Annotated in this window: 17 protein-coding genes; 5 read left to right on the top strand and 12 right to left on the bottom strand. The window is 56.7% G+C overall.

Features of this window, described 5'->3' with window-relative positions; translation table 11 throughout:
- Positions 1 to 126 precede the first annotated feature (126 nt).
- Positions 127 to 1,365, top strand: coding sequence for an MFS transporter (locus ABIE53_RS27445; RefSeq protein ID WP_192699152.1), 1,239 nt, complete (start codon positions 127 to 129; stop codon positions 1,363 to 1,365).
- Between the two features lie 70 nt (positions 1,366 to 1,435).
- Here the strand turns inward: ABIE53_RS27445 and ABIE53_RS27440 are convergent, their stop codons facing one another.
- Positions 1,436 to 2,098 carry an NADPH-dependent F420 reductase gene (locus ABIE53_RS27440; RefSeq protein WP_192699153.1) on the bottom strand — a complete coding sequence of 221 codons (663 nt, stop codon included), beginning with the start codon at positions 2,096 to 2,098 and terminating at the stop codon, positions 1,436 to 1,438.
- Positions 2,099 to 2,453: 355 nt separating this feature from the next.
- On the opposite strand from ABIE53_RS27440, the gene ABIE53_RS27435 reads away from it, so the two are divergent.
- Positions 2,454 to 3,353 (top strand): LysR family transcriptional regulator, encoded by a 900-nt coding sequence (locus tag ABIE53_RS27435; protein ID WP_192699154.1) that lies wholly within the window; start codon positions 2,454 to 2,456, stop codon positions 3,351 to 3,353.
- Between the two features lie 258 nt (positions 3,354 to 3,611).
- Here the strand turns inward: ABIE53_RS27435 and ABIE53_RS27430 are convergent, their stop codons facing one another.
- The 6 genes from ABIE53_RS27430 to ABIE53_RS27405 all read right to left on the bottom strand — a co-directional run bounded on the left by ABIE53_RS27430 (position 3,612) and on the right by ABIE53_RS27405 (position 11,003).
- Positions 3,612 to 3,743 (bottom strand): hypothetical protein, encoded by a 132-nt coding sequence (locus ABIE53_RS27430; protein ID WP_192699155.1) that lies wholly within the window; start codon positions 3,741 to 3,743, stop codon positions 3,612 to 3,614.
- 206 nt (positions 3,744 to 3,949) lie between these two features.
- The gene (locus tag ABIE53_RS27425; protein ID WP_192699156.1) at positions 3,950 to 5,455 is read right to left on the bottom strand and encodes an amidase; all 1,506 of its coding nucleotides are present in this window, start codon (positions 5,453 to 5,455) and stop codon (positions 3,950 to 3,952) included.
- A 506-nt stretch (positions 5,456 to 5,961) separates the two neighbouring features.
- Positions 5,962 to 7,461 (bottom strand): aldehyde dehydrogenase family protein, encoded by a 1,500-nt coding sequence (locus tag ABIE53_RS27420; RefSeq protein ID WP_192699157.1) that lies wholly within the window; start codon positions 7,459 to 7,461, stop codon positions 5,962 to 5,964.
- A gap of 82 nt (positions 7,462 to 7,543) precedes the next feature.
- Positions 7,544 to 8,566: a zinc-dependent alcohol dehydrogenase family protein gene (locus tag ABIE53_RS27415; RefSeq protein WP_192699158.1), complete on the bottom strand. Its 1,023-nt coding sequence runs from the start codon at positions 8,564 to 8,566 to the stop codon at positions 7,544 to 7,546.
- 72 nt (positions 8,567 to 8,638) lie between these two features.
- Positions 8,639 to 9,448 carry an SDR family NAD(P)-dependent oxidoreductase gene (locus ABIE53_RS27410; protein ID WP_192699159.1) on the bottom strand — a complete coding sequence of 270 codons (810 nt, stop codon included), beginning with the start codon at positions 9,446 to 9,448 and terminating at the stop codon, positions 8,639 to 8,641.
- Positions 9,449 to 9,668: 220 nt separating this feature from the next.
- On the bottom strand, positions 9,669 to 11,003 hold the full coding sequence (locus ABIE53_RS27405; protein WP_192699160.1) for an MFS transporter: 1,335 nt from the start codon (positions 11,001 to 11,003) through the stop codon (positions 9,669 to 9,671).
- A 515-nt stretch (positions 11,004 to 11,518) separates the two neighbouring features.
- On the opposite strand from ABIE53_RS27405, the gene ABIE53_RS27400 reads away from it, so the two are divergent.
- From ABIE53_RS27400 to ABIE53_RS27390, 3 genes are all read left to right on the top strand, one after another.
- The gene (locus ABIE53_RS27400; protein ID WP_192699161.1) at positions 11,519 to 12,277 is read left to right on the top strand and encodes an SDR family oxidoreductase; all 759 of its coding nucleotides are present in this window, start codon (positions 11,519 to 11,521) and stop codon (positions 12,275 to 12,277) included.
- A gap of 975 nt (positions 12,278 to 13,252) precedes the next feature.
- Positions 13,253 to 14,575, top strand: coding sequence for an MFS transporter (locus ABIE53_RS27395; RefSeq protein ID WP_192699162.1), 1,323 nt, complete (start codon positions 13,253 to 13,255; stop codon positions 14,573 to 14,575).
- A gap of 33 nt (positions 14,576 to 14,608) precedes the next feature.
- Positions 14,609 to 15,967: an MFS transporter gene (locus ABIE53_RS27390; RefSeq protein WP_192699163.1), complete on the top strand. Its 1,359-nt coding sequence runs from the start codon at positions 14,609 to 14,611 to the stop codon at positions 15,965 to 15,967.
- Between the two features lie 294 nt (positions 15,968 to 16,261).
- On the opposite strand, the gene ABIE53_RS27385 is transcribed toward ABIE53_RS27390, so the two are convergent.
- From ABIE53_RS27385 to ABIE53_RS27365, 5 genes are all read right to left on the bottom strand, one after another.
- On the bottom strand, positions 16,262 to 16,864 hold the full coding sequence (locus tag ABIE53_RS27385) for a VOC family protein (RefSeq protein WP_192699164.1): 603 nt from the start codon (positions 16,862 to 16,864) through the stop codon (positions 16,262 to 16,264).
- A 94-nt stretch (positions 16,865 to 16,958) separates the two neighbouring features.
- Positions 16,959 to 19,058, bottom strand: a complete 2,100-nt coding sequence (locus ABIE53_RS27380) for an acetate--CoA ligase family protein (RefSeq protein ID WP_310076518.1) — start codon at positions 19,056 to 19,058, stop codon at positions 16,959 to 16,961.
- 162 nt (positions 19,059 to 19,220) lie between these two features.
- Positions 19,221 to 20,687, bottom strand: a complete 1,467-nt coding sequence (locus ABIE53_RS27375) for an NAD-dependent succinate-semialdehyde dehydrogenase (protein WP_192699165.1) — start codon at positions 20,685 to 20,687, stop codon at positions 19,221 to 19,223.
- A gap of 10 nt (positions 20,688 to 20,697) precedes the next feature.
- Positions 20,698 to 22,515 (bottom strand): thiamine pyrophosphate-binding protein, encoded by a 1,818-nt coding sequence (locus tag ABIE53_RS27370; protein ID WP_192699166.1) that lies wholly within the window; start codon positions 22,513 to 22,515, stop codon positions 20,698 to 20,700.
- Between the two features lie 62 nt (positions 22,516 to 22,577).
- Positions 22,578 to 23,945 carry an MmgE/PrpD family protein gene (locus ABIE53_RS27365; RefSeq protein WP_192699167.1) on the bottom strand — a complete coding sequence of 456 codons (1,368 nt, stop codon included), beginning with the start codon at positions 23,943 to 23,945 and terminating at the stop codon, positions 22,578 to 22,580.
- Positions 23,946 to 24,116: the final 171 nt, after the last annotated feature.

Below are 24,116 nucleotides of genomic sequence, written 5' to 3'. Positions count from 1 at the left end.
ACGGCGCCCGTCCGACTTAATCAGACACTACCCGGCCCATCTGCACGCGATTTCGAGCAGCCCGACTTACTTTTCTCGAGTTCGGCCTTCCGGACCATCGAAAAAACACTACCTTGTTTGTGACGTATGACCAAGTCTGAAGTTTGTCCGTGTCATCCTGAATTGTTCAACGGCACGCCGGCATGGGGTGCCGTGCTGGCAATGTCACTTGGTGCGTTCGCCCTAGTCGCGTCTGAATTCATGCCAGTCAGCCTGCTGACTCCCATCGCCACCGATCTCGACATCAGCGAAGGGCAAGCGGGGCAAGCGATCTCCGTTTCAGGGGCGTTTGCATTATTTACGAGCCTCTTCATCTCTTCGCTGGCAGGACGCCTCGACCGGAAAGTACTTCTGCTTTCGCTGACGCTTCTGATGATCGTATCGGGAACGGTCGTGGCGTTCTCCCCAAATTATGAAACATTCATGATTGGACGCGCGCTTATTGGCGTTGCGATTGGTGGCTTCTGGTCGATGTCGGCAGCGACGGCCATGCGGCTTGTGCCGAGTCACCAGGTTCCCCGCGCCTTAGCAATCCTCAACGGAGGAAACGCGCTTGCAACCGTGATTGCCGCGCCTCTCGGAAGCTTCCTCGGCGCCCTCATTGGCTGGCGCTGGACGTTTTTTTGTGTCGTTCCGATTGCTGCCGTCGCCCTCGCCTGGAAGCTCATTAGTTTTCCGTCAATGAAAACCGCAGGCGGTCAACGTATTGGAAATGTTTTTCGCTTGATGAACCGCCGTCCTGTCGCACTGGGAATGATCGCTGTCAGCATGTTCTTCATGGGGCAATTCTCCCTCTTCACGTATCTGAGGCCCTTCCTTGAAGCAGTAACCGATCTGAGCGTCTCGGCCCTTTCGCTTATGCTGCTGCTTATGGGAGTGGCCGGGTTCGTAGGAACAACGTTTATCGGAACGTTCCCGAAAGAACGTCTCTATCGAACGCTGGTCATCATCCCTGCACTGATGGCTCTAATCGCACTAGCGCTGATTTTTATCGGGAGCTCCGCAGGCGCCACCGCTGTCGTCTTGGTCGCTTGGGGCTTGATCGCCACGGCCGCGCCTGTGGGGTGGTGGACCTGGCTGGCAAGGACTTTGCCCCAAGACGCTGAAGCTGGTGGCGGGCTGATGGTGGCGATTATTCAACTTGCAATCACACTAGGCGCAACGATGGGTGGGGTATTGTTCGACCTCGTGGGCTATAAAGCAACGTTCGGTACGAGTGCGGGGATTCTTGTGATCGCTGCAGTGCTCGCAAGACTGGCAGGCCACGATGCTGTCAAAAGAATGGCACCGGCCCGTGGATCAGAGACGAAGCGGCATCCAGGGTAGCTACGCGGCACGTCTGCGATCCGGTGTATGCAGCAAACACGACTTCAGTCCCGGTTGTGAATTTGCAGCGTCACTTCGGTTGGCAAAAAAGTCGATCGAAACGGCCAATTCGGTAGGCCCATGCTGGGCCTTCGTCCGTCTCGTAGGCCAAAACCCCCGCCAACATACCGAAAGGCTCGATATAGCGGGCGATCTGCAACGGACCTGCATCAACAGGATCGAATCCGACCTGCACAATCAGATCTGAAGCGACCGACTTGCTGTTCGAATCGTTTCCGCAAAAAATAAGGCTTGGTCGTAGTGACTCGCTCCTGCGTTCGAAGACAGGCATTAACACCTCGCTAGGGACAGTCTGAAAAGCAGCGACCACGTGCGCATCAGGTATCTTTTGCGAAAGGACCTCAGCTCCCGAACACGTGTGACCGATAGTTAGTTGAGTGTCTTCAGCATTTAGCGGATTGCAGCAGCTAATAACCGTCTTTCCCGCCAGACTGCCAGCCGAAGATAGCACTTCATCGATATTCAGCCAGTGTACGGCGAGTAGTACGAGGTCCGCGTCCTGCACTGCATCGCGCGGATTGCCTGAGCACGCGGAGTCACCGGCATCACGAACCAGTTGGACAAGTTTTTGCTCACTGCGAGAATAGCTGAATGTCACCTGGTGGCCCACTCGGGCGAACATTGTGCCAAGATTGCCACCCATGCGGCCAGAACCCAAAATCCCAATTTTCATCTTTCGACTCCTGGATAAGATCATCGACGCGGCAGTTGAAAAAGCACGAGTAGTCTACCGATGCAATAGTCGTGTCTCGCCATGCCCACAACATGCGAGGGAACGAACGGCGTCGTCACGCAGCAGTACATTAGGTAGGACCTGTTCACCTCATCGTGGTAGAAGCCATCCCTGCTCTGAAATCATACAATGCCTTCGATTAGAAGCCGACCATGCCAGTAGAGTAAAGCGGCCTTCTTTGTATGCCACTATGAATGAGATTCATAAGTACATACGTCGCTCAAGAACGAACCTTGATATATGGCCACCGCATCCATGCTAGACTCACTCCCTCATCATGCACCCCGATCGATAAATGCCTCGGGAAAACTACAGCGAGCTTCTTGCGCTAATCTCAGTCGCCCGCGAGCGCAGCTTCACACGTGCTGCCGCCAAGCTGGGCATGTCGCAATCCATGCTCAGCCATACGATTCGCAAACTGGAGGCGCGGATTGGAGTGCGGTTGCTCACGCGGACCACACGTAGCGTCTCCGTTACAGAGGCCGGTGAAAGGCTGCTACGTGTAGTTATCCCAAGATTTGAAAGCATCGAATCTGAGCTAGAATCGGTCGCTGAATTGCGTGACGTACCCGCGGGGACGATTCGGGTCACAGCCACGGATCACGCAATCGACACATTGCTATGGCCGAAACTTTCCGAAATTTTGCCGACGTATCCGCAGATTCATGTCGAGCTAAGCGTTGACTATATGCTGACCGACATTGTGCAAGGTCGATACGATTTCGGCGTGCGCTTGGGAGACGAATTAACTCAAGACACATCGGCCGTTCGCATTGGTCCCGATCTTAGATTTGCCATCGTAGGGGCGCCTTCGTATTTCGCGTCGCGTCCCATGCCGACAAAGCCGGAGGACCTTCTGAATCACGAATGCATCAATCTTCGGCTAGCCACCAGAGGGAATCTCTATGCGTGGGAACTCAGAAATGGTCATCGAGAAATCAACGCCAAGGTAAGTGGTCGACTGGTGTTCAATGGTATCTATCAAATACTGAACGCCGCGCTCTCAGGCTTCGGTTTAGCCTATGTACCCGAGGATTTGGTCCAACCACACCTCACTGCCGGCAGATTGATTCCCGCGCTTAAAACCTGGTGGCGTAAGGTTCCCGGTTATCACCTTTATTACTCAAATCAGCGGCAAACGACACGAGCGATGCAGGTCCTGATTGAATCATTACGCTTAACAAACAGGGCATAGTTGCCTGGCCATCCAGCGGGCCGTTTTTTAACTTGCGCCTAATGCCCGCACCCCAGAACTTCGTGCCCGGCTCGCATCGGTACCCGAACTGCGTTAAGAAACGCCAGTGCCATTGTTACTAGCTGGCGATTGGTTGCGACGACGATTCGATGTCCCCGTTTTCGTGCCGTTGGCTTCCGTCGTCGGCCATCCTCTGCTTGCGACGCCGCGTTAAGTGGGCCCTCGCGCCGCGCGACCCTGCAGTTTCCGGCAGTTACATCAAGTATTGACGTAAACCGTCTTCGTATAGAGATAGGTGTCCAGGTGTGCACAACCACGCTTCGCGCCGTAACCGCTATGCTTGGTCCCACCGAAACCGACGAGCGGATCCGTTACTCCGTAGCAATTCATCGTAACGGGTCATGTTCGGCGTCTACCTACCGGATGGCGGCATGAGCGAGGAGCATAGGTGCCACCTATCTGATCCGGCGCCACAGTGCACATCGATAGCACAACTAACGATCACCGTACCCATCGGCGGAACTCGGGTGGATGACGTCGGTGCGAATTTTTAGGACGGGCCTGCTCCGCATTTCAATTTTCACCGTTGTTTGTGATCAAACGATGGCGGCCTGCAATGCCATGCCCGCCTGCAAGCAAAGCGCGTCCGCGTTTGGACGCCCGACAATTTGGATGCCGGTGGGCATGCCTGACCTCCCCAAGCCCGCCGGCAGCATGAGAGCCGGAAATCCCGTGAGGTTGAAGATATTCGTGTTGCGCGGGATTACCTCATAGATATCCAGAGTCTCGCCGTTCACCTCGGCCGTCATCGTCTCGAGGAAGCCGGCCTCGCTCCCCACTCCTGGCGTGCAGACGAGATCAACGTTGCTCATCGCGTCTAGGAGGATGCGTTGTGCCGCCACGCGGGCTTGCAGGGCCTTCGCATAGTCCACAGCGGTTATCTTCAGCCCTGCCTGCAAGCGATCCGAAAGTACTGCATCCACATGGTCCGGATTGTCTTGGCGGGCCGCGTGAAGTGTTGCCAGCTCCGCCATCATGATCGTCCACCCCGATTTGTACAGCGGCGCGATGTCGAGATACGGCAGTTCGACGACGTTCGCCCCCAGCCTCGCCAAGGTCGAAAGCTCAGCCTGCCAGTTCGAGAGGACCTGGTCGTCAACCTTCTCGATGAACCAGTTGACCGGAACGCCAATTCGCAAGCCACGGATGTCATGGTTTCGAAGCGCGTCCTGGCAAGCTTTGTCCAAGTCCCGATCGTATGTTGCCGTCATGAAGGACAATGTCGCAGCTATGTCCGCGACCTCTCTTGCCATCGGGCCGCAATGATCGAGCGTCCAGGACAAGGGAGCTATGCCGTCGCGCGACACTAGATCGCGGGTCGGCTTGAACCCGCTGATTCCACACCAGCAGGCGGGCACCCGTATCGATCCGCCTGTGTCGGTGCCAAGCGCCAATGGGACAAGGCCCGCAGCGACCGCAGCCCCCGAACCTGTGGAGGATCCGCCGGTCCAACGCGCTGCGTCGCGCGGATTTCTGACCGGGCCGTATCGGAGGTTGTGTGGCGAGCCGAGCGCAAATTCCGACGTGGCGGTGATTGCAAAAGGTATCGCACCCGCCTCACGCAAACGGCTCACGACCAATGCGTCACGGGAGGCGATACGGTCTCCCGTGAAAAAGGAACCGCACGTTATTATGGTATCCGCGACATCGATAATATCCTTGACCCCAAACGGCACCCCTTCCAACGGACGCGCGGTCCCGTTCCGCCAGCGTTTTGAACTCTCTGCGGCAGCCACATCAAAATCTCGCGCGAACCGCAGGATTGCCTCGGCATTCGCGCTCGTTCGAATTCTGCCCTGCAACCGGTCGACTACCTCGACCGGCGATACAGACCCCTTCGCGTATTGGCTGAGCAGGGCGAGCACACCATCGTTATGGCCCTGTCTCGTCTCTCTTTTCTCATCCCCCTCGCGCGCCTGGCCAAGAACATCAGCCATCCGAGCTGATGCGCAGCAGCGGTCGGCGACGGTCGGATCCAGAAAGGCGAATGGATCAATCAGAGCCGCCTCGGGCAGCGGATATATCTCTTGAATCTTGGGCACGAACGAGTTCCTCGGTGACTATCGGGACAGAATGTGAATGCCGGGTCGGAATGGCTATCCGGCTCTCTCCAGCGTGGCGTATCTCGATCGACAACAATCCATAATCTAGGATATTAGATATACTTTCACTAAAAAGACGGGGTCAACCTTCCATTGCCCTCGCTGCATCCGCTTAAGTGTCCCGCTCAACCTCGGGGGCCAAGGGATAGGTCGCATACGACTAAGCGGGCCCCCCCCCAATGGGGGCTGTTGTGATTCTCTTCCCGCAAATCGCTGGAGGTCCAACGAAGGATCGACCTTGAGCACATGGTCTGCGACCTGCGCTCGATAATACGCGTGGCGCAGGGACGACCCAGCGCCGTCATCTAGGATGGGCGCACGTTGTAGTCAACCTGCGAGTCCCCGTTTTCATGCGGTTGGCTTCCGTCGTCGGCCATCCTCTGCTTGCGTCGCCGCGTTAAGTGGTCCCTCGCGCCGCGCGACTCATGCAGTTTGCGGCAGTCACATCAAGTATTGATATAAACCGTCTTGGTATAGAGATAGGTGTCGAGGTGCGCACGACCACCCTTCGCGCCGTAACCGCTATGCTTGGTCCCACCGAAACCGACAAGCGGATCCGTTACTCCGTAGCAATTCACCCACATCATACCCGTATGAATTCCCTTGACGACCCTGAGTGCGGTCGAAAGGTCCCGGGTCCACACCGCACCTCCCAAACCGTATTCTGTCTGGTTCCCAAGTGCGATAGCCTGCTCGGCTGTGTCGAAAGGGATCACCGAAAGGACGGGACCAAAGATCTCTTCCTGCGCGATCCTCATTCCGTTGTCGACGTCAGAAAATACTGTTGGAGAAACGAAATATCCCTTCGCCAGTGAATCACCAAGGCGCTCACCGCCGCATATCAGTTTGGCACCTTCACGAGACCCAAGGTCGATGTAAGACATCACGCGTTCCAGTTGCCGCTCGGAAATCAGGGGTCCGAGTTGTGCGTCGACGTCCAAGCTATGTCCCACTCTGACAGAGCGCGCGAACTCTGCAACGCGCGCGCAGAATTCCTTTACGATCGGGCGTTGTACGAAAACCCGGGTTCCGGCGTAGCAAATTTGCCCCGAATTGGCGAAGACCCCCATCGATGCACCAGGGACCGCCTTGTCCAGATCCGCGTCGGCGAAGATGATATCCGGCGATTTTCCACCGAGTTCCAGTTGTAGTTTCTTGATGTTAACAGCCGACGCTTCAATGATCTTTCGACCTGTCACCGTGGAGCCGGTGAACGCGATGCGATCCACTCCTGGATGCCGGGCCAAGGCTTCCCCCGCGACTCCGCCCATTCCCGTGACTACGTTCACCACACCCGCAGGAAGTCCGGCCTCCTTGAGCAGTTCAACTACGCGCAGCATGCTCAAAGATGCATCCTCGGCCGGTTTGAGCACGATGGTGCATCCAGTGGCCATCACGGCACCCAACAACCACCACTGACTGACGAGTGGACCGTTCCAAGGGACGATCCCTCCCACAACGCCAACAGGAGCCTTAAGCGACATTGTGACAACTTCACCCGGCAGCCCGTTCTGCAACGTCTCTCCCGCAATCGTTGCTGTCTGTGATGCGAAAAAGAGGATGAACTTCAGCATCGTGGCTTTGGAGGCACGTGTGCGGGAGATTGGCGCGCCCATGTCCATCGACTCGATTTCTGCTAGTTCATCGAAATTCTTCTCCATAAGGTCGTGGACCCGATAGAGAAGCACCTGCCTCTCATACGGGCTCCACTGGCTCCAAGGTCCCTCAAAAGCCGCTCGCGCGCAACGGACCGCACGGTCAATGTCCGCCTCGCCTCCCTCGGCCAAACGACCAAGTACTTCACCGGTGGATGGGGTTCGCGTGTCGAAAACCTTTTCAGAGACGGCGGAGACCGCTTCGCCGCCAATCCAAAGTCCATGCTTTTCGCGAGATAGGAATTTTTTCGTCGCGTCGCTGAGAGGAGCAAGCGAAGCTTGTGAGTTCATGGATTCTCCGAAATTAAATAGAATTGTCGCTAGGTATCGGTTTTTTGACGGCCTGGTGGGCGTAAATGCTCCGCGCTTGCGACTACATCAAGAAGACGCCCTTGCCACCACTCTGCAAATCAAATTTCCGATAAGCCTCTTCAGCCTGATCCAGTCTCCACCGGTCCGTAAAAAGCGCATCCAGATCGAGGCCCCGTTCCAGGACAAAGTCCGCGCACGCCTTCTGGGCCTGGATGGACATGGTCCATGACGTTAAAATGCGCAGTTGTGTGCGAAGGAGATTCGCAAGCGAGAAAGTGACTTCTGCACCAATGCCGACGAGGCACACAGTTCCCCACGGCCGTACGCAACCGAGGGCGTCCCGCCCAGCCGCCGCCGCACCTGCAGTCTCCAGCGCCATCGTTGCGCCTCTTCCGCCCGTCAGTTCTTTGATAGCTTCCGTAACGTTTAGCTGACGTGGGTCAAGTACGTGATCCGCGCCGAAAGCCTTTGCAGTAGCTCGTCGGCTCTCATCGATGTCCAGACCGATGACGCGCGCTCCTTGCGCCTTGGCGAGAAGCGTGGCGGAAAGTCCAACGGGTCCTTGGCCGAAGATAGCGATCGTGTCCCGCCCGGTCACACCCATTCTTTCAAACGCGCCCCAAGCAGTTCCGGTGCCGCAGGAAATAGCGGCCCCTGCAGCAAAGCTGAGACGTTCATCAAGCGGCACCAAGGTGCCTGCCGGGACCTTCATATACGGTGCATGGCCCCCGTCCGAGTCGATTCCATACACCTTGACCGGGACAGCTCGACACATTTGCGGCCACCCCGCGCGACAGTCTTCGCAGCCAGAACAACCGTAGTAGTGATGCACCATCACCCTGGCACCGATGCGTGCATGAGGACTTATCACCCCTGGCCCAACTGCGACGACCACCCCGCAAGGCTCATGTCCCCCAATCAACTGACCGGCGACCGTGTTGGCCGGCCGGCGGTAGAGGTGAAGGTCACTTCCACACATTCCCGAAGCCTTCATCTCGATGACGACCTCTCCCGGGCCCGGTGTCGGGTCCGGGACTTCAACGAGCGCAACTTTACGGTCACCTTGAAAGACGATGCCACGCATAATAGGGTCTGCCTCCTCTTTAGTTCCTAAATCAGATGTTCATTCAAGTCTGTGATCAAACAAGTCGTTTCTCTAGCGGGCTGACCATCCCCCGTCAATTGTCCATGCAGCTCCACGCACTTCCTGGGCTGAGGGACCGCAGAGAAATCCAATTACAGAAGCGACGTCAGCACTTGTGATGTAATTGGCCGACGGTTGTCGTGTTGCCATTGCTGTTTCCTGCACGGTTTCGATTGACACTCCACTTTCGCTGGCTTGCCGACGATGTCCATCGAGTACCCGCTCAGTGCTGACCAGGCCCGGACAGACTGCGTTGCAGGTGATGAGAGTACCGGCCGTCTCGAGAGCCACGGTCTTTGTCAATCCGATCAGCGCATGCTTGGTAGCCACGTATCCCGCCCTGTTTGGAACTGCAACGAGCCCAAGCACCGACGCCACGTTGACTATGCGTCCCCACCCACGTGCGCGCATGATAGGGAGAGCACAGCGTATCGTATGGAACGGGCCGCTCAAATTAAGAGCTAACTGCTTGTTCCATACATCTGCGTCGAAAGCCTCTATCGCCGAGTCGGCGTAGGCGTAGCCTGCGTTGTTAATCAGAATATCTAGACTATCGCGTCCGTGCTCTCGAGCCGCCTCCACGAGTTCCCGAACAGCGTCCGGTCGAGAAACGTCCGCGTCGCTATGGGCCACCCTGACGCCATATCGCTCCGACAAGCGATTCCGCAAGCTTGCGATTGCTTCGGGGTTTCCAAAACCGTTCAGCATGATGTCTGCTCCCATCCCCGCGAGCGTTTCAGCGGTCTGCAGTCCGATGCCGGCTGTCGACCCCGTGATAAGGGCACAACGGCCTATAAGCGGTCGGCCATGATCAAAGGTCATTCGGCAATCTCTCCTTTAGTTTTTGACTCGTGACGTCAGCTGGGGGGACACGTCCTGGCTCGCGACCTACTTGGTCGCAGGAATCCAATGATTTGCCGGGGCCGTTCCTCGTGGTTAGCACTGCTTCCGTTGAGTCCTACAGCACGGACCATCCAAGGGTCGTCCGATCGCGACAGCCCTTCATTTTTCGGGCTATCGCAACCCTTGGCCGGCGGGCTCGTCACTCTAGGGGAGTATGAGCGGTTTCTTTAAGCGACAGCAAAAACGGAAGAGAGATAAGCGCCGAGGCAATTGCGAACATACTGGGTGCTATATCCGAGCCTGTAAGCTTGATGAGCGCTTCTGAAATCAGAGACGCAAAGCCGCCAAAAACGGCCGCTGATACGCCAAAACCAATCGAAACGCCCGTGGTACGCAGACGGGTCGGAAACATCTCTCCCATAATCGCCGGTCCGATGCCTGCGAAGATCCCGGCCAAGACTCCGCAAAAGAGAATGGCGAGAAAGATCAGGCCCAAAGACGAGCTGTTCTGAAAAAGCAAGAACAAAGGATACGAAAGAATCATTACGCATAACGTGGCGACGATGTAGAGCGGCTTTCGACCGACCACATCCGCAATTATCGCAGCAATGAAGATGAAAATAATCTCGGTAAGCAGACCGGCAGATGTGATCCAGAGGGAAGCCGACCGGTCCACCTTGCCATGAACTATCAGATAAGTCGGTACGTATACCAAAAAGACGTAGAAGTTTGCTACCCATACAGCCGTCACCCCCACTGTCTTGATGCCGAGCTTCCAGGTCATTGCACGGTCCGATGCACTGAGCTTAGTGCCTTCACCTTTGGCGGCTTGGACTTCGAGAAACAGCGGAGTTTCATCGGCCTTCGAACGCAACCACAGAGCAACCGGTGCAATAACCAGCCCGCCAAAAAGGAATGGGATACGCCAACCCCAACTTTCAAGCGCCGCTGAGCCCAAGGTACCCGCCAAAATAGCAACCATGAGCGACCCGAGCAGTGTTCCGGTCGTAGCGCTTGCGTGCGACAAGCCGCTATACAAAGCGCGTTTGTTAGGTGGCGACCACTCAATCAGAAAAGTAATTGCATTCCCCATCTCCCCGCCCGCAGTAAAGCCTTGTACAAGGCGGCATACAATCAGCAAGATCGTAGCGGTTAGCCCGATCGTTTCATAAGTGGGAAGAAGACCGAGTATCAGCGTGCTGACGCCCATGAGGGGCATCGAGACCAATAGTGCGAACTTTCGACCCTTCAGATCGCCAATACGACCAAAAACAATGGCTCCGAGGGGCCGTGCCAAGAGCCCGACGCCATACACGGCGAACGTTTGAATAAGAGCCGTAGCTGCGTCGCCATGCGCAAAAAACTTTCGGGAAATGATCGTCGCAAAAAATGCGTAGCTCGCGAAGTCGAAGAACTCGAGCCCGTTTCCGATAACTGTCAAAAAAGCGGCTCGCCTGCCTGCCGATAAAGCATCATCGGAGGTATAGGAATTGCCGTCAGCAAGTACGTTCGTGTCTGCAATATTCCTTGTCATCTTCAATGTCTCCTCCGTTGGGCACCGCGCGGATGCCTCGATGTGTTTTTCACTGATACTTCGGTAACGGCGTAGTAACCGGCCCTCCAATTCTTCATGGATGTCGCTGGTCCGACTGAACGGACAACGGCAAGCAGAGCCGACCGAAACTAGGGTAATCCGCTCTCCGGCCGATGGCAACAATAAATCTCGCCATTTAGTACTTTTCTCTATGTTGCCGATTCGCAACGCCGTGCATTTCGGGCTGCGCTGTCGGTCTTGTGCACTGGCGGCTTCGCACCCGGGCCGCGGGTTCAACGCTGTAAGTCCCGGATCGGCGCCGGCGGGGAGGGCGTTGCAGCTAGCCTACGCAGCCAAATGCATCGTGTCGCCGGGTGCTCGACCGGGCCGGCCAGAAGCGCACTCTGTCGTATCGGCCACCGAAATATTGAAAAGTTCCGCAATGTGAGATAATGTTTAGCAATCGGCCCGATCGATACGATGTGATAGTCAACAGAAATGACGGAGGAGCAAGCATGGACCTTGGAATTTCGCGAAAGCGCGCACTTGTTACTGGCGCAAGTAAGGGGTTGGGCTTCGCGGTTTGTGAAGCGTTGGCGAAAGAAGGCGTAAACCTGATGTTGTTCGCGCGTAGCAGTGATCAACTGGCATCGGCTAAGGCCGACTTGCAAAAGCGCTTCCCCGTCGAAGTTGATACGTTTGCCGGCGACATGACGAGCAGTGACGACATCAAGCGTCTGGCACTTGAACTGCGCGCGAAGGATGGTCCCGATATCCTTATTCTGAATACAGCTCGTCCCCCGCATCCTTTACGCGAGTTTCTCGCCGAGACCGAGCCAGAAAGGTGGGACATCGCTTACCGGACGCAACTGCTAGGAGCCTGCATGGTGCTCCAGGAAATCGCCCCACAACTTATCGACAAGGGCTGGGGACGCATCATTGCGATCACATCAGCTACGGTCAAACAGCCTCTTCCCCTTCATGCGCTTTCCACGGTTTTTCGTGCGGGGCTCATGGGCGGTCTTAAACAGCTTGCGAATGAGATCGCGCCAAGCGGGGTGACCGTAAATTCTGTCAGTCCTGCGGCGATCCGCACTGAGGCGTTCGCGGAGACCTTCGATATGTCAGAGCGCGCAAAGCTGTCTCCGATGAAGCGGCTGGGTACGTTAGAGGAGTTCGCGGGAACGGTGGCATTCCTTGCTTCGCAGCAGGCGGGCTACATTCATGGAACGAACATTCAGGTAGACGGCGGGGCTAATGGCTCCATATTTTGAGTTGGGTTGCACCCTGCGGTAGAAACAACCGTAGTCAATGCTTCCGTGTGCGAACGCGCTAGCCTCACTTTGACCGTGATCAGCCGGAGCGAACGCGACTGTTCCGGCGTCTCACATGCTCCGCGGCGGCCGTTCGCCCCGGAAATACAATCTGCCAGGCAGATTGAGACATCTTCAGACCGAAGGTCACTACGCAATGCCCGAGTCCCTTGAAATGGACGCGGGTCTCAACGCACACCGGCGCCGACGCCGATTTCGTCCCATCTCTCGATATGCCGCCGGCGTCGCCGATGCAGGCCCTGTCCCAGCTGTTCCAGCGATCATGCGCGAGGCAATCCGGACGCCGCCGTGTCCAGCATCCGTGGCCCCCATCGTTGCGAGCGCTCTCTACCGCGATGCAGCTGCACGTCATCGTGTTTCATGGCACGAACGATCGGCCTCTCATCTGTGGCGAGAGCCTCCAAAATCCAACCTTGCGTATCTCGTAAGTTAATGCCACCATACGAGATAAGTTTACTACCTTTCGACTTTCCGCTCGGTTGAGCGCCCGGTGCCTCGGAATATGGGCGTGATCCGGCGCGGAAAGCTCTGTAGGCATTCTTGAGCACAACGTCAGTGGAGATGGCAATGAACGCATGCGAGAGATCGCTCCGCACTTCTGTTCAGAAGTGGTTCGGATATAAAGCTGAGGCTAGCTTCCAGGTCCTTGAGTTCGGCCGCACCCTTTCGCGGAAGCGCTTTGTCCGTATCGGCATTTTGAAGCAGGAAGACCCATTAGCCATCGTCTTCTTCCGACATGATGACGGCTCGTGGAACGTCTTTCCTCCGATGCCTCGGACCCTAAGCATGCAAATCTAGCTGTCCTGTCGTCTATTAGCGCAGGCGAACGCAACCACACCTTTAGAACACGTTAAGCCTGCTGCGGAGACGGTCGGTCCGCGCCTTATAAAAAGATCAAACTGTTGGAGGCAGAACATGCACCGTGCTAACCGCCGAAGTCTCGCAGGTGGGGTTATCGGAACCTTCGTTGAATGGTATGACTTCGTCATTTACGGACTTTCAGCTCCGGTTCTCGCGGCGCATTTTTTTCCCAAATCAGTTCCTACTGCGGCGCTCCTTGGAACCTTCGCAATTTATGCGATCTCGTACTTCGCTCGTCCGTTAGGCGGCATCGTCTTCGGGGTCGTGGGAGACCGAATTGGGCGCGTAAACACACTCAGTACAACGGTGTTGCTCATGGGCGGGGCAACGTTTGGTACCGGTCTACTGCCCTATTATGAACAGGTTGGAATTGCTGCGCCGGTGATGCTACTCGCCTGTCGCGTTCTCCAAGGATTCTCTGCAGGTGGAGAAACGAGCGGAGGATTCACTTATGTCATTGAGTGCGCACCAAAACATCGTCGTGGGCTTTGGGTCTCTTTTGGCATTTGTGCGGCAGTCCTGCCCGCTGTTCTGGTCAGCTTAACCATCCTTCTTGTGAAAGCCGTGATCGGATCGGACGACTACTTTGAATGGGGTTGGCGCCTGCCTTTCCTTTGCGGTGGTCTGCTGTCACTGGTCGGACTCTGGCTTCGCCGAAGCCTGCAAGATTCTGATGAATTTGCTCTTGCCGCTTTTCAACGAATTCGAGGCGTTGGTCCTCGCCACCGGATCAAGGCTTCAACAACACTCGTAAGCACGATCCTGATTGCCGTACAGGCGGTGTCTGGTCCACTGCTGGTGAGTTATATGTATTCGTACCTCACGCAGGTCAGTAAGTTGAGTGCCAGCACAGCCATGAAGACGAATATCGCCGCGGTCCTGTTGCTAGTCATTGCCCTCCCTTGCTTCGGGGCACTCTCCGATCGCATTGGGCGCAAGGCCATGATGGTGTGTGGTGGGTTCTGGTTGGTATTGACCGCCTACCCCGCAATGAGCCTCGTATCCTCAGGAACGGTGTGGTCGGCGTTCGCTGGCCAGGCACTCATCGCTATCGGTCATGCTATGTTCGGTGCTGGCGGCTTTGTTGCAGTTTTGGAACTGCTGCCAACATCTGTACGTTACACGGGACACGCCATTTCCTACAACATGGCTTATGCGATTTTCGGTGGTACTGCGCCGATCGTCTTTCAAACACTCGTCACCACCGTAGGCACACCGACCGCACCATCTTATTACGTCATTGCGATTGCGGCTCTGGCACTCATCGTTATTCGGTTTACGCCTGAAACCCAGAACGTTCATCTACGCGATGCTGTGGAGGCGGAATCCCAGACAGATAACCGACCGGGCAAAGGTCCGGTGCACGTCAGTCAGTGATCAAAAACCGATAACCCAACCTCAGATGTCAATATGGCAAATACCGTCCAGATCGAAAAGATAGTTGATGAGCAGCAGATGACGGCGTTCCAGATCTGGATGCTCGCCTTCAGCTTCCTCGTGCTCATCGTCGATAGTTACGACGCGTACTCGATAGCATACGTTGCGCCATCGATCATTGCCGAATGGAAAGTCCCCCGCGTCGCGTTCACCTCGGTATTTACGGCCAACGTTGCAGGTTTGGCTTTCGGTGCAATCCTCTTTGGTATGCTCGCAACGCGCATCGGGAGCAGGCGCGTTCTCTTTACGAGCATGCTTCTTTTCGGATTTTTAACGCTAGCCAAGACGGTTGTGAGTTCTGTTCTTTGGCTTGCGATCTTTCAATTCCTGGCGGCGCTCCCCGTCGGCGGAATCTACCCTATTGCGCTATCGATCGTAGCAGAGCATACGCCACTGCGGCGGCGCGCAGCCATGCTAGTCATCGTAGCACTAGGTTTCGCGTTCGGCGCCTCGTTGGCTGGTTTCATTGCCGCTCCAGTAATTCAACATCTCGGCTGGCGGTGGATGTTCTACATCGGTGCGGCGTTCCCAGTAATCTTGACGACCGTTGCCGCGCCATTTGTGCCGGAATCCTTGCGACGACTTGTACAAGAAGGTGCGTCGCGTGCACGAGTGCTGATAGCGGTTCGCCGTATCGCCCCATCGTTCACCCTCCCAGCAGACGCGAAATTTGTAACAGCTTCACCTGACCAGCACGCCCCTTTCAGGCAGTTGTTTGCCGGCGGCCGGGCGCGAATGACGATCCTTCTCTGGACTGGCTTCATTACAGCATACCTGGTCTACTACTTCCTCTTTAGCTGGATTCCAGTCCTTTTGAACGCCGCTGGAATGTCGATCAACCAGTCACTGATGGGTGGAGCCGTGTACCCCGCTGGTGGGTTCATCGCTGGTTTGCTATTTGCCTATCTCAGCATGAAACGGTCCGTTCCGGTAATCACTTGTATGTACTTCGTGGTGTCCGCGCTGAGCTTGGTGTCGCTCGCGTACGCCAACGCAACGATAGTCGCTCCCATACTGTTCGTTGTTGGTGCAGGCTCAATTGGCGGCATTCTCGCCGGAAATGCTTTGGTCAGCCTTGCCTACCCTGCGGAATTGAGAACGACTGGGCTCGGTTGGGCTTTCGGACTTGGTCGATTTGGTTCAATGCTCGGCCCCTTGGTCGGCGGCGTCATGCTTGAACTGAGGCTTCCGCTCGGAGCAATGTGCATGGTTCTGGCTGTGCCTGCATTGCTCAGCGCGATCGCGTTCTATCTTGTAGGTAAGGTCAACGGGTTGCCAGGAGTTCAGCAGGATCCTGCGCTCGCCTACCGGACCGTCGACGCACGGGATTGACGATCGCCATTCGTGGCCGCCACGATTGCAATCATCTTGCGGGCGAATATCGTCGAACCAACTTCGCTGACTCGTGAGGTCTGCGCTCAAATCCCGGCGGCGGCGCTATAGCCTGCTGGCCGGGGGGTGCGCCCCCTCCATGAGTGTTGCTTTCAGCCTCCGCGTCCCGGATACCGACAGGCGGACAGTATTTGGCTGTCTACTGTACAGCGGACTTTGTCACGTACCGAGGACGCGATGCGTTCGAAGAAAGCGGCGAACGCACAAAGAGTTGCAAAAGCTCAGACAGACAGTTCAGGACTTACAGTCTTCAGAGGCCATGTACTCTGCGCGCGTGCGAAACCATCGCACTGGGCGAGTTCCGTCCCAGTTATCGGCGAGTGCCTTCAGCCCAGCGAAATGTTTGGCACGCTCGGGAGTCATCGGCGCTATTTCAAACATTGCCCCGATGTGTGCGGGCCCATTGTGATAGGTGACCTTGTTGCCTCCGTCGGAGGCCTGAATGACCAGCACCTCTTCGAATCCACATCGGTCCAGCTCGAGCCGTGCTTTTTCACAGTCATCTGGCCAGAATCCAATGTGATGCAGACCCTGACGGCCTCCGTCGAGAAAGTCTGTGTAGGGTGACGCCGCAGAATTAATTTGCTCAATGAGCTCAATCTGCGTGTCTCCTATGTATGAAAATCCAATCAGAATCTTGACCGGACTCTCCTTGCCGCGATAGAAGAAGTGCCGATCACCGAGATCTTCTATCACGATAAATGGGCCGACCCTGACGGTTTCTGTCCAGAATTTCAGCGCTTCTTGAAGATTTGGCACGACAAATGAAAGCTGCATCCGCTCCCCCAGCAAGTTCGGCGCGGCTTCGCCATTGGTAATTGTCCAGAGAGATTCCATCGTTATGCTCCATCTGCGACGAAGCCGGGAGGGCCACGCTCAGGTCTTTCCGAGTAGCTCCATCCCGGCGTCTGCTAGTTTATTGAAGTATCGCTTATGTCTCGCGCGCGCGCAGAACTATGAGCCCATCAACAGCGACAACACCCTCTCCTTCGCGTCGAACCAGCAACGGGTTAATTTCTGCTTCACTTACATCCTGTTCTGGTAGCCGGGCGAGCTGCGACATGGCAGTGATGGCTGCCGCCAGAGCCTCGCAATCGCCTTTGGGCAGCCCTCGGTAGCCACGAATGATTGCCAAACCCTTTACCTCGTCGATCATCCTTCTCGCTTCTTCGAGCCCGACCGGCGCCATACGAACCGAAATGTCTTCGTAGATTTCCGCGAGTACGCCACCCACTCCCAATACAACGACGGGACCAACCTGAGGATCGCAACGGTATCCCAGAATCACTTCAGCCAGGCCCTTCTCCATGCGTTGAACGAGAATGCCATCGATCAAGACATCAGGATGCCGCTCATTCACGCGCGTAAGAATCGATTGGGCCGCCCTCGAAAGCTCAGAAGCGTCCTTGATGTTCAACACGACTCCGCCCGCATCGGTCTTGTGGGGAATATCTGCGGACAGGACCTTTGCTACGACAGGAAATCCCAGACTGACTTCATCTCGAGGGTCATGGATGATTTCGCTCTGCGCTGACGGCACCCCAAGCGCAGAGAATACGGCGCAGGCTTGGGTTTCATTCATCTTTTGGCCTCGCAACTCTGAAACGGATGCCGAAACCGCGGCGAGTTGTGCGACAGGTGGCGCGGCGACATCAACAGGGGACGTCCATTGAGACCACGCTCGGATCGCATCCGCACACGCCTCCGGGGTGCGGAATCCGGCTACCCCCGCATCAGCAAGTTGCTTCAAGGCCGTTTCGGCATGCGGAGCAATGAACATAGCCAGCGGCTTGCCATGACGGTCCGCACGCGTGACAGGACCAACAGAAATTTCGGGTTGAAACTGGGCCGAACTACCAGCGATCGCGAGCACCAGGTCACAATGATCCGACGCCAGCATTTCGCTCACCACTGCACCGTAGACTTCCTCCTTGGTGCCGGCGTGTGTGAGATCCGTGAGCCGGTTGCGGTTGATCTTGATACCCTTCTTTGCGAGGTTCTCCACCACAGTTTCGCTAGGCGATACGACGTCCACCCCCAGCGTACCAAGGCGATCGGCAACGGTAGCTGCCCCTCCGCCCGTAGTTGTCATGACCGCGACGCGATGACGTGCGCTCGGGCGCTGCCCGGACAACATGACCGGCAGTTCGAACAGCGACTCGAGGCTGTCCACACGCAGAATTCCATTGGCTCGGAAGAATGCGTCTGCGACCTCGTCTGCGCCCGCCATCGCTCCTGTATGCGACGCCGCAAGGTCGCGGCCGACTTCGGACCGACCTAACTTGTAGACAATCACCGGCTTGCCCGCCGCCACCGCGCGTCGCGCGGCGAGCGCTAGCCGCGGTGCATCGCGAATTGTCTCAAGGAACAACAGGATTGCTCCGGTCTCCGGATCATCTACGAGCCAGTCGGAAATCTCACCCACGGAAAGATCGCATTCGTTCCCGATCGAAACGACACGCGAGAAGCCTACCCCACGACCAAGTCCTCGCGAGATCAGGCCACCGGTCATGCTCCCCGATTGTGAAATGACAGCAAGGGGACCGGGCGTAATGTCCAGTCTCTCGAGCGCAGCGTTAACCGTCAGCGCACAGGAAGGGGTACTGCTGTAGATACCACTGCAATTCGGCCCAAGGAGACGCACTCCTGACTCATTCGCCAGCCGCAGAAGTTCGGCCTGTCGATGCTGCCCCTCCTCTCCCGCTTCGGCGAAACCATCAGTGTAGATTGTCGCGATGGGCACATTGCGCTCCGCGCACTGTGCAACGGCGTCAGCCACTGCATCCGCCGGAACCATGATGAAGGCCTGGTCGATTGTGCCCGGCACGTCGCGCAGTGTGGGATAGGCTCGCTCCCCGAAAATCTCGTCGTACCGCGGGTTAATTGGAATCACGCGTCCCGGATAGCCATGCGTTCGCAGACTCCTCTGCGGACGTGCGGTGTGCTTCTTTGCATCTCCGGAGGCACCAATCAACGCGATGGTGCGCGGAATGAAAAGAGCCTCAAACAACTTACGATCATGCTCGCTCACGATAAGCCTCGGTGTCTAATACGGGCGCTTACCTTTGCCGCGACGGGTGCATGAAGCTGCGCCCGCGCAGTGTGTCGGCAAGCGCGCAAAAGTTGAATAGATCGTAGACGCTTGCCCCTGGCCGTCTTTCTCGGTCGTGAGGCAAGCTGTATGAGCCATCTCCTAGGCCTGCATGCCGCCAAGGCAGATATACTTCACATCAAGGTAGTCTTCGATTCCGTAATGAGATCCTTCCCGTCCAACGCCTGATTCTTTGATTCCACCGAAAGGGACGGCCTCATTGGCCATGAGGCCTACGTTCACGCCTACCATTCCTGCCTCCAACGCCTCGGCGACCCGCCAGATCCGCGCAACGTCGCGGCTATACAGGTAGGACGCGAGCCCAAATTCAGTATCGTTCGCAGCTTCGATCAGTTCGCGCTCATCAGTGAAACGGAACAGCGGCGCCAGCGGACCGAACGTCTCTTCTTTGGCAACCTTCATGCTGGCGTTGGCATCGGCGATCACAGTAGGCTCGAAGAACGAACCTCCGAGGGCATGACGCCGCCCCCCGACCAGCACGCGCCCGCCCTTCGCAGTCGCATCAGCGATGTGCTCCTCTACCTTTTCGACGGCACGAACGTCGATGAGCGGGCCAACGGTCACGCCATTTTCAGCGCCATCGCCAATCCTCAGCGCTTGTACCTTCGAAACCAGCTTTTGCGCGAACTCGTCGTACACACTGGCGTGAACATAGAAACGATTGGCGCCGACACAAGCTTGACCGACGTTGCGAAACTTGGAGGCAACTGCGCCGTCGACTGCTGCGTCGATGTCAGCATCTTCGAAGATGATGAACGGGGCATTCCCGCCAAGCTCGAGAGACACTTTCTTAATCGTGCCAGCGCACTGCTCCATGAGCTTCCGACCGATCCCTGTCGACCCTGTGAACGTAAGCTTCCGTACAATCGGGTTGGTGGTCAGTTCGCGCCCAATCGGCTCGGCTGATCCTGTAATGACGTTGAAAACTCCTGGCGGAATGCCCGCTCGCGCAGACAGTTCTGCAAGGGCGAGTGCGGAAAATGGCGTATTGTTTGCCGGCCGCAAAACCATCGTGCATCCAGCAGCTAACGCGGCTCCCGCCTTTCGCGTGATGATCGTATTTGGAAAGTTCCAGGGCGTGATTGCAGCGCACACGCCGACTGGCTGCTTTACGACTACGACCCGCCTATCCGCCGCAGGCGCTGGAATCGTCTCACCGTACACCCGACGCCCTTCTTCTGCGAACCACTCTATGAATGCGGCCCCGTTGACTACCTCGGATCGCGCCTCCTTGAGAGGTTTGCCCTGCTCCGCGGTAAGAATCGCAGCGAGGTCTTCTTGGTTCTCGATGATCAAATCGAACCATTTGCGCAGCAAGCGACCGCGCTCCTTCGCTAACATGCCACGCCAAGCCCGGAACGCGACGTTGGCCGCTTCGATCGCCCGACGCGTCTCCGCGGCAGCCAGATTTGGAACGGTGCCGACGATCCCGCCAGTGGCAGGATTGGTCACCGGAACAGTCTTACCTTCGTCCCCGTCGATCCATTGACCGTCTACGTAAGCTTGCGTACGCAGCAAACTGGAATCTTTCAAGACAAACCCGCTCATAGCAACCTCCTCACTGTTCCGGCTTGGTGAAGGTGGGCATCACGAAACCATGGTTTTCCTGACCCGCGATAGGACCCGGCTTCCACGTATCGTTAAAATCCTTCGGATACGGGTACCAAGCCGACCGATACTGAGGTGTCTCGATTTCGGTCGCAACACTGATCACAGTAGGCTGGCCGCTCGCTAGGGCTGCCTCGAATGCAGCCTTGAATTCCTCGGCTTTGTTGACGCGCACCCCGACGCAGCCCATGCCTTCTGCCATCTTGGCAAAATCCGGCCCCCACAGTTCGCTCTCGCCCTTCTTGCGGTAGTCGCAGAGCGATTCGCGGCCGTAAATCTTGAACATAGCTTCACGCTCAATCTGCAGCGACTTGTTGTCGAAGACCACTGCAATCACCGGGAGCTTCTGCTCAACAGCCGTGAGCATGACCGTGGAGCGCATGATAAAAGCGCCGTCGCCCAAAAGCGCAACCGCCGGCTTGCCGCCGCTAGCCAAACTTGCCCCAATCGCCGCTGATGCGCTCCAACCCATGCGATGCATAAAGCTGCTGTGATAGACGTTACGCGATGAGGCACGCACGAACGGCGGACCGTAGCTGAGCATGTGGCCAGTATCGAAGAATACTGACATTTCAGGACATTTTTCTTCGATGACCTGACTCACATCTTCGCAGACGCGCGCATAGTGGAGCGGCGAGATGTTCGATGTACGCAGCGGCTTGACCGCCTCGTTAAAGGCATCACGCTCCTTGTCGAGTTCTGCTGTCCAGTCTACGTTCTCCTTAATCCCAGCGTCCTTCGCCGCTTTGGTGAAGGCTTCCAGCGCGAGACGCGCGTCAGAGTTCAAGGCTACATCGGTCGGATAAGCACGCCCCAATTCGTTCTCGTCGATGTCGACGTGAATCAGCTTGGCATTGCCGGGGATGTCAAACAATGTCCAGCCGCCAGTATCAATGTCCGTGAAGTGAGTCCCGATCCCGATAATGAGGTCGGATCGACGCGCCATGTGGTTGCCATGCAGGGTTCCGGCTCGACCCATGACGCCCGCCGAAAGCCGATGCTTTTCAGGGAATGCTGCCTTGCCTGCAGAGGTCGCAACGACCGGCGTCCCCGTCGATTCTGCGAAATCGAGGAGCGCTTGGTGCGCGCCACTGTTGGCGATACCGCTACCAAATACCACCAGCGGTCGCTTGGCCTTTTTCAGCATGCCAATCGCTTCCGCCACACCATCAATATCCGGGCCGGGACGGCGGATGCGCATATAAGGACGCGGATCCGGCAGGCTATCCTCATCGATCAACGCGTGCTGGATGTCAAACGGGATCGCCATAACCACCGGCCCAGGGCGCCCCGTCAAAGCCGTCTTATACGCGCGCAGGAACATGTCGATGCAGGTGTCCGGTCGTGTCGCCATGACCGCCTTCTTGCATATGGGCCGGATGGCTCCGGCGAAATCCTCGGGCCCTTCCCGATAGGCCTCCTCAATACCACCTCGGTCGAACCAATGCGTCGCACCGACGCCGACAAGCGCGAGCATTGCGATGGATTCGTAGAATGCCGTCGCGATCGCGGGCATGATATTGGCGTTGCCGGGACCCACGCTCGTGGTCACAATTGGGAGCGGGCCGCCTCGTTTGAAGCGCCAATAACCGTCCGCCAATTCCACCGCCTGGTCTTCCATTCGAGCGCTGATACATTCGATCTTGGTCTCGTAGACCAGTGCATCGAGCAGTCCCCAGTTACCATGTCCATTGAGGCCGAAGACGAACTCCGTTCCCATCTGTTCAAGCAGTCGCGCAATGGCTGCCGATACCGTAATTTGTCCCATGATTTCGTTCTCGTTTCGCTAGTCAGTGCTGCCAACCGCTGGTCGGGGCAGCGGGATGGATATCACTCGTTAAAGATCGACGCGCAGGTTGGCAACTGCTTGGCAGAGTCCAACGAATCGATTTTTTGCAGCAGTTCAAACAACTCACGTGCTTGCGTTTCGTTGTGGGTCTTTTCTGTGCACTCAGCAAACTTGCCCCAGAGTTCCTCCGTCGTGAGAGGTTCACCGGCATATCCTGGAATCGTAGAGATCGGACCGCTCTTAAGAACCTCGCCACTTTTCAACGTCATCGTGACCGACTCGGTCGGCGAGAACACCGGGTCGCGTGGATCAACCTCGTCCACCGGCTTTAGCTTGACCTTCGAGAAGAACGCCTGCATGTCGGGGCGTTGAACGACTTCATCGGCCGTTTCAGCGACACCAAGCTTGCCGAGAATGACGGCCGCGGCGATAGCGTACTCTCCGCTGAACTGCGCCTGGAATCGGTCTTGCGGATTGTGATGAACGAGCACTGTTACCTGGTTCCGGCCCATTTCAACTTCGACAGACTCGATTTCGTTCGGGTCGACTCGACGACCGTTGAGCATTTTCAGAGTCGCGTGAAACGAACGATGCTCGAAGAAGCACGTTGGGTGCATCTTGAACTGCAACTTGTGCTTTGGCAGATACCACTCCTCGCCAAGCTTGGACGGCGACTCACGATCCGGCGTGCCGTTAGAGGAAAATGCCGTCAGGAATCCCTGTTCGTTCTCAAACGCATCGGGGCCGCCTGTCATACCAGCGTCCGCGAGACGAGCCGCGACCACACCGTTGCGCGAAGCCATGCCCGAGTGGTAACCCTTCGTCATCGAACCGAAATTTGAGAAGAGACCGCCCGAATGACTGGCGGCAATAGCCAGCGCCATGGAGGCTTTGTTCGCCGGCAGGCGACGGAGCACGGAGCACGCTGCGGCAGACGCAAGCGCACCAAAAATGGAAGTCGGGTGCCAGCCAGCCTTGTGATAGTGCCTGTTGCGGCGCCACATCTCGCACCAGACTTCATAGCCTGCAACGAATGCCGTGGTCATCTCCTTTCCGGTTGAACCCAGCACTTCGCCCTCCGCAAGGATGGCTGGCACCAAAACACCTGCGGGATGTCCCGACAATGATTGCGCGCCGTAATCGAGACAGTGAGCAATTGCTCCCCCGAGTAGAGCCGCTTCTGGACCGTCCACCAAGTGTGAAGACAGGCAGACGCGCGATTCCTGTCGGCCAGCTGGCTCTACCAGTGTCTTCCTCAATATGGCCGAAATCGGCTGGTCGATACCCGCCATGATCACCCCGATCGTGTCCGTAAAAGCGTCGCGCACGGTGGGCAATACTTCTGTAGGAACCTTTTGGTAAGTAATGTTGGCAAGAAAGCGACCCGCTTGGGCGGTTAGTGACTTCATAGCGCAGGGCCTTTTTTAAAAGTTCATCGGAACGGCGATTCGTCAATTTATCCCACAGTGCTGGATTTCTGTCAACGAACAGCCGAATGCGTGTTTTCACCTAGTTTGGTCGCACTCACCGATCCGGCTGGCAATCATTGCCCACTTTTCCCAATTGCGCATCATAAACAA

It is taken from the genome of Paraburkholderia sp. OAS925 (genome assembly GCF_040543975.1).
Taxonomy (GTDB): domain Bacteria; phylum Pseudomonadota; class Gammaproteobacteria; order Burkholderiales; family Burkholderiaceae; genus Paraburkholderia; species Paraburkholderia graminis.
This window is presented reverse-complemented; position numbering and strand designations above follow the sequence as displayed.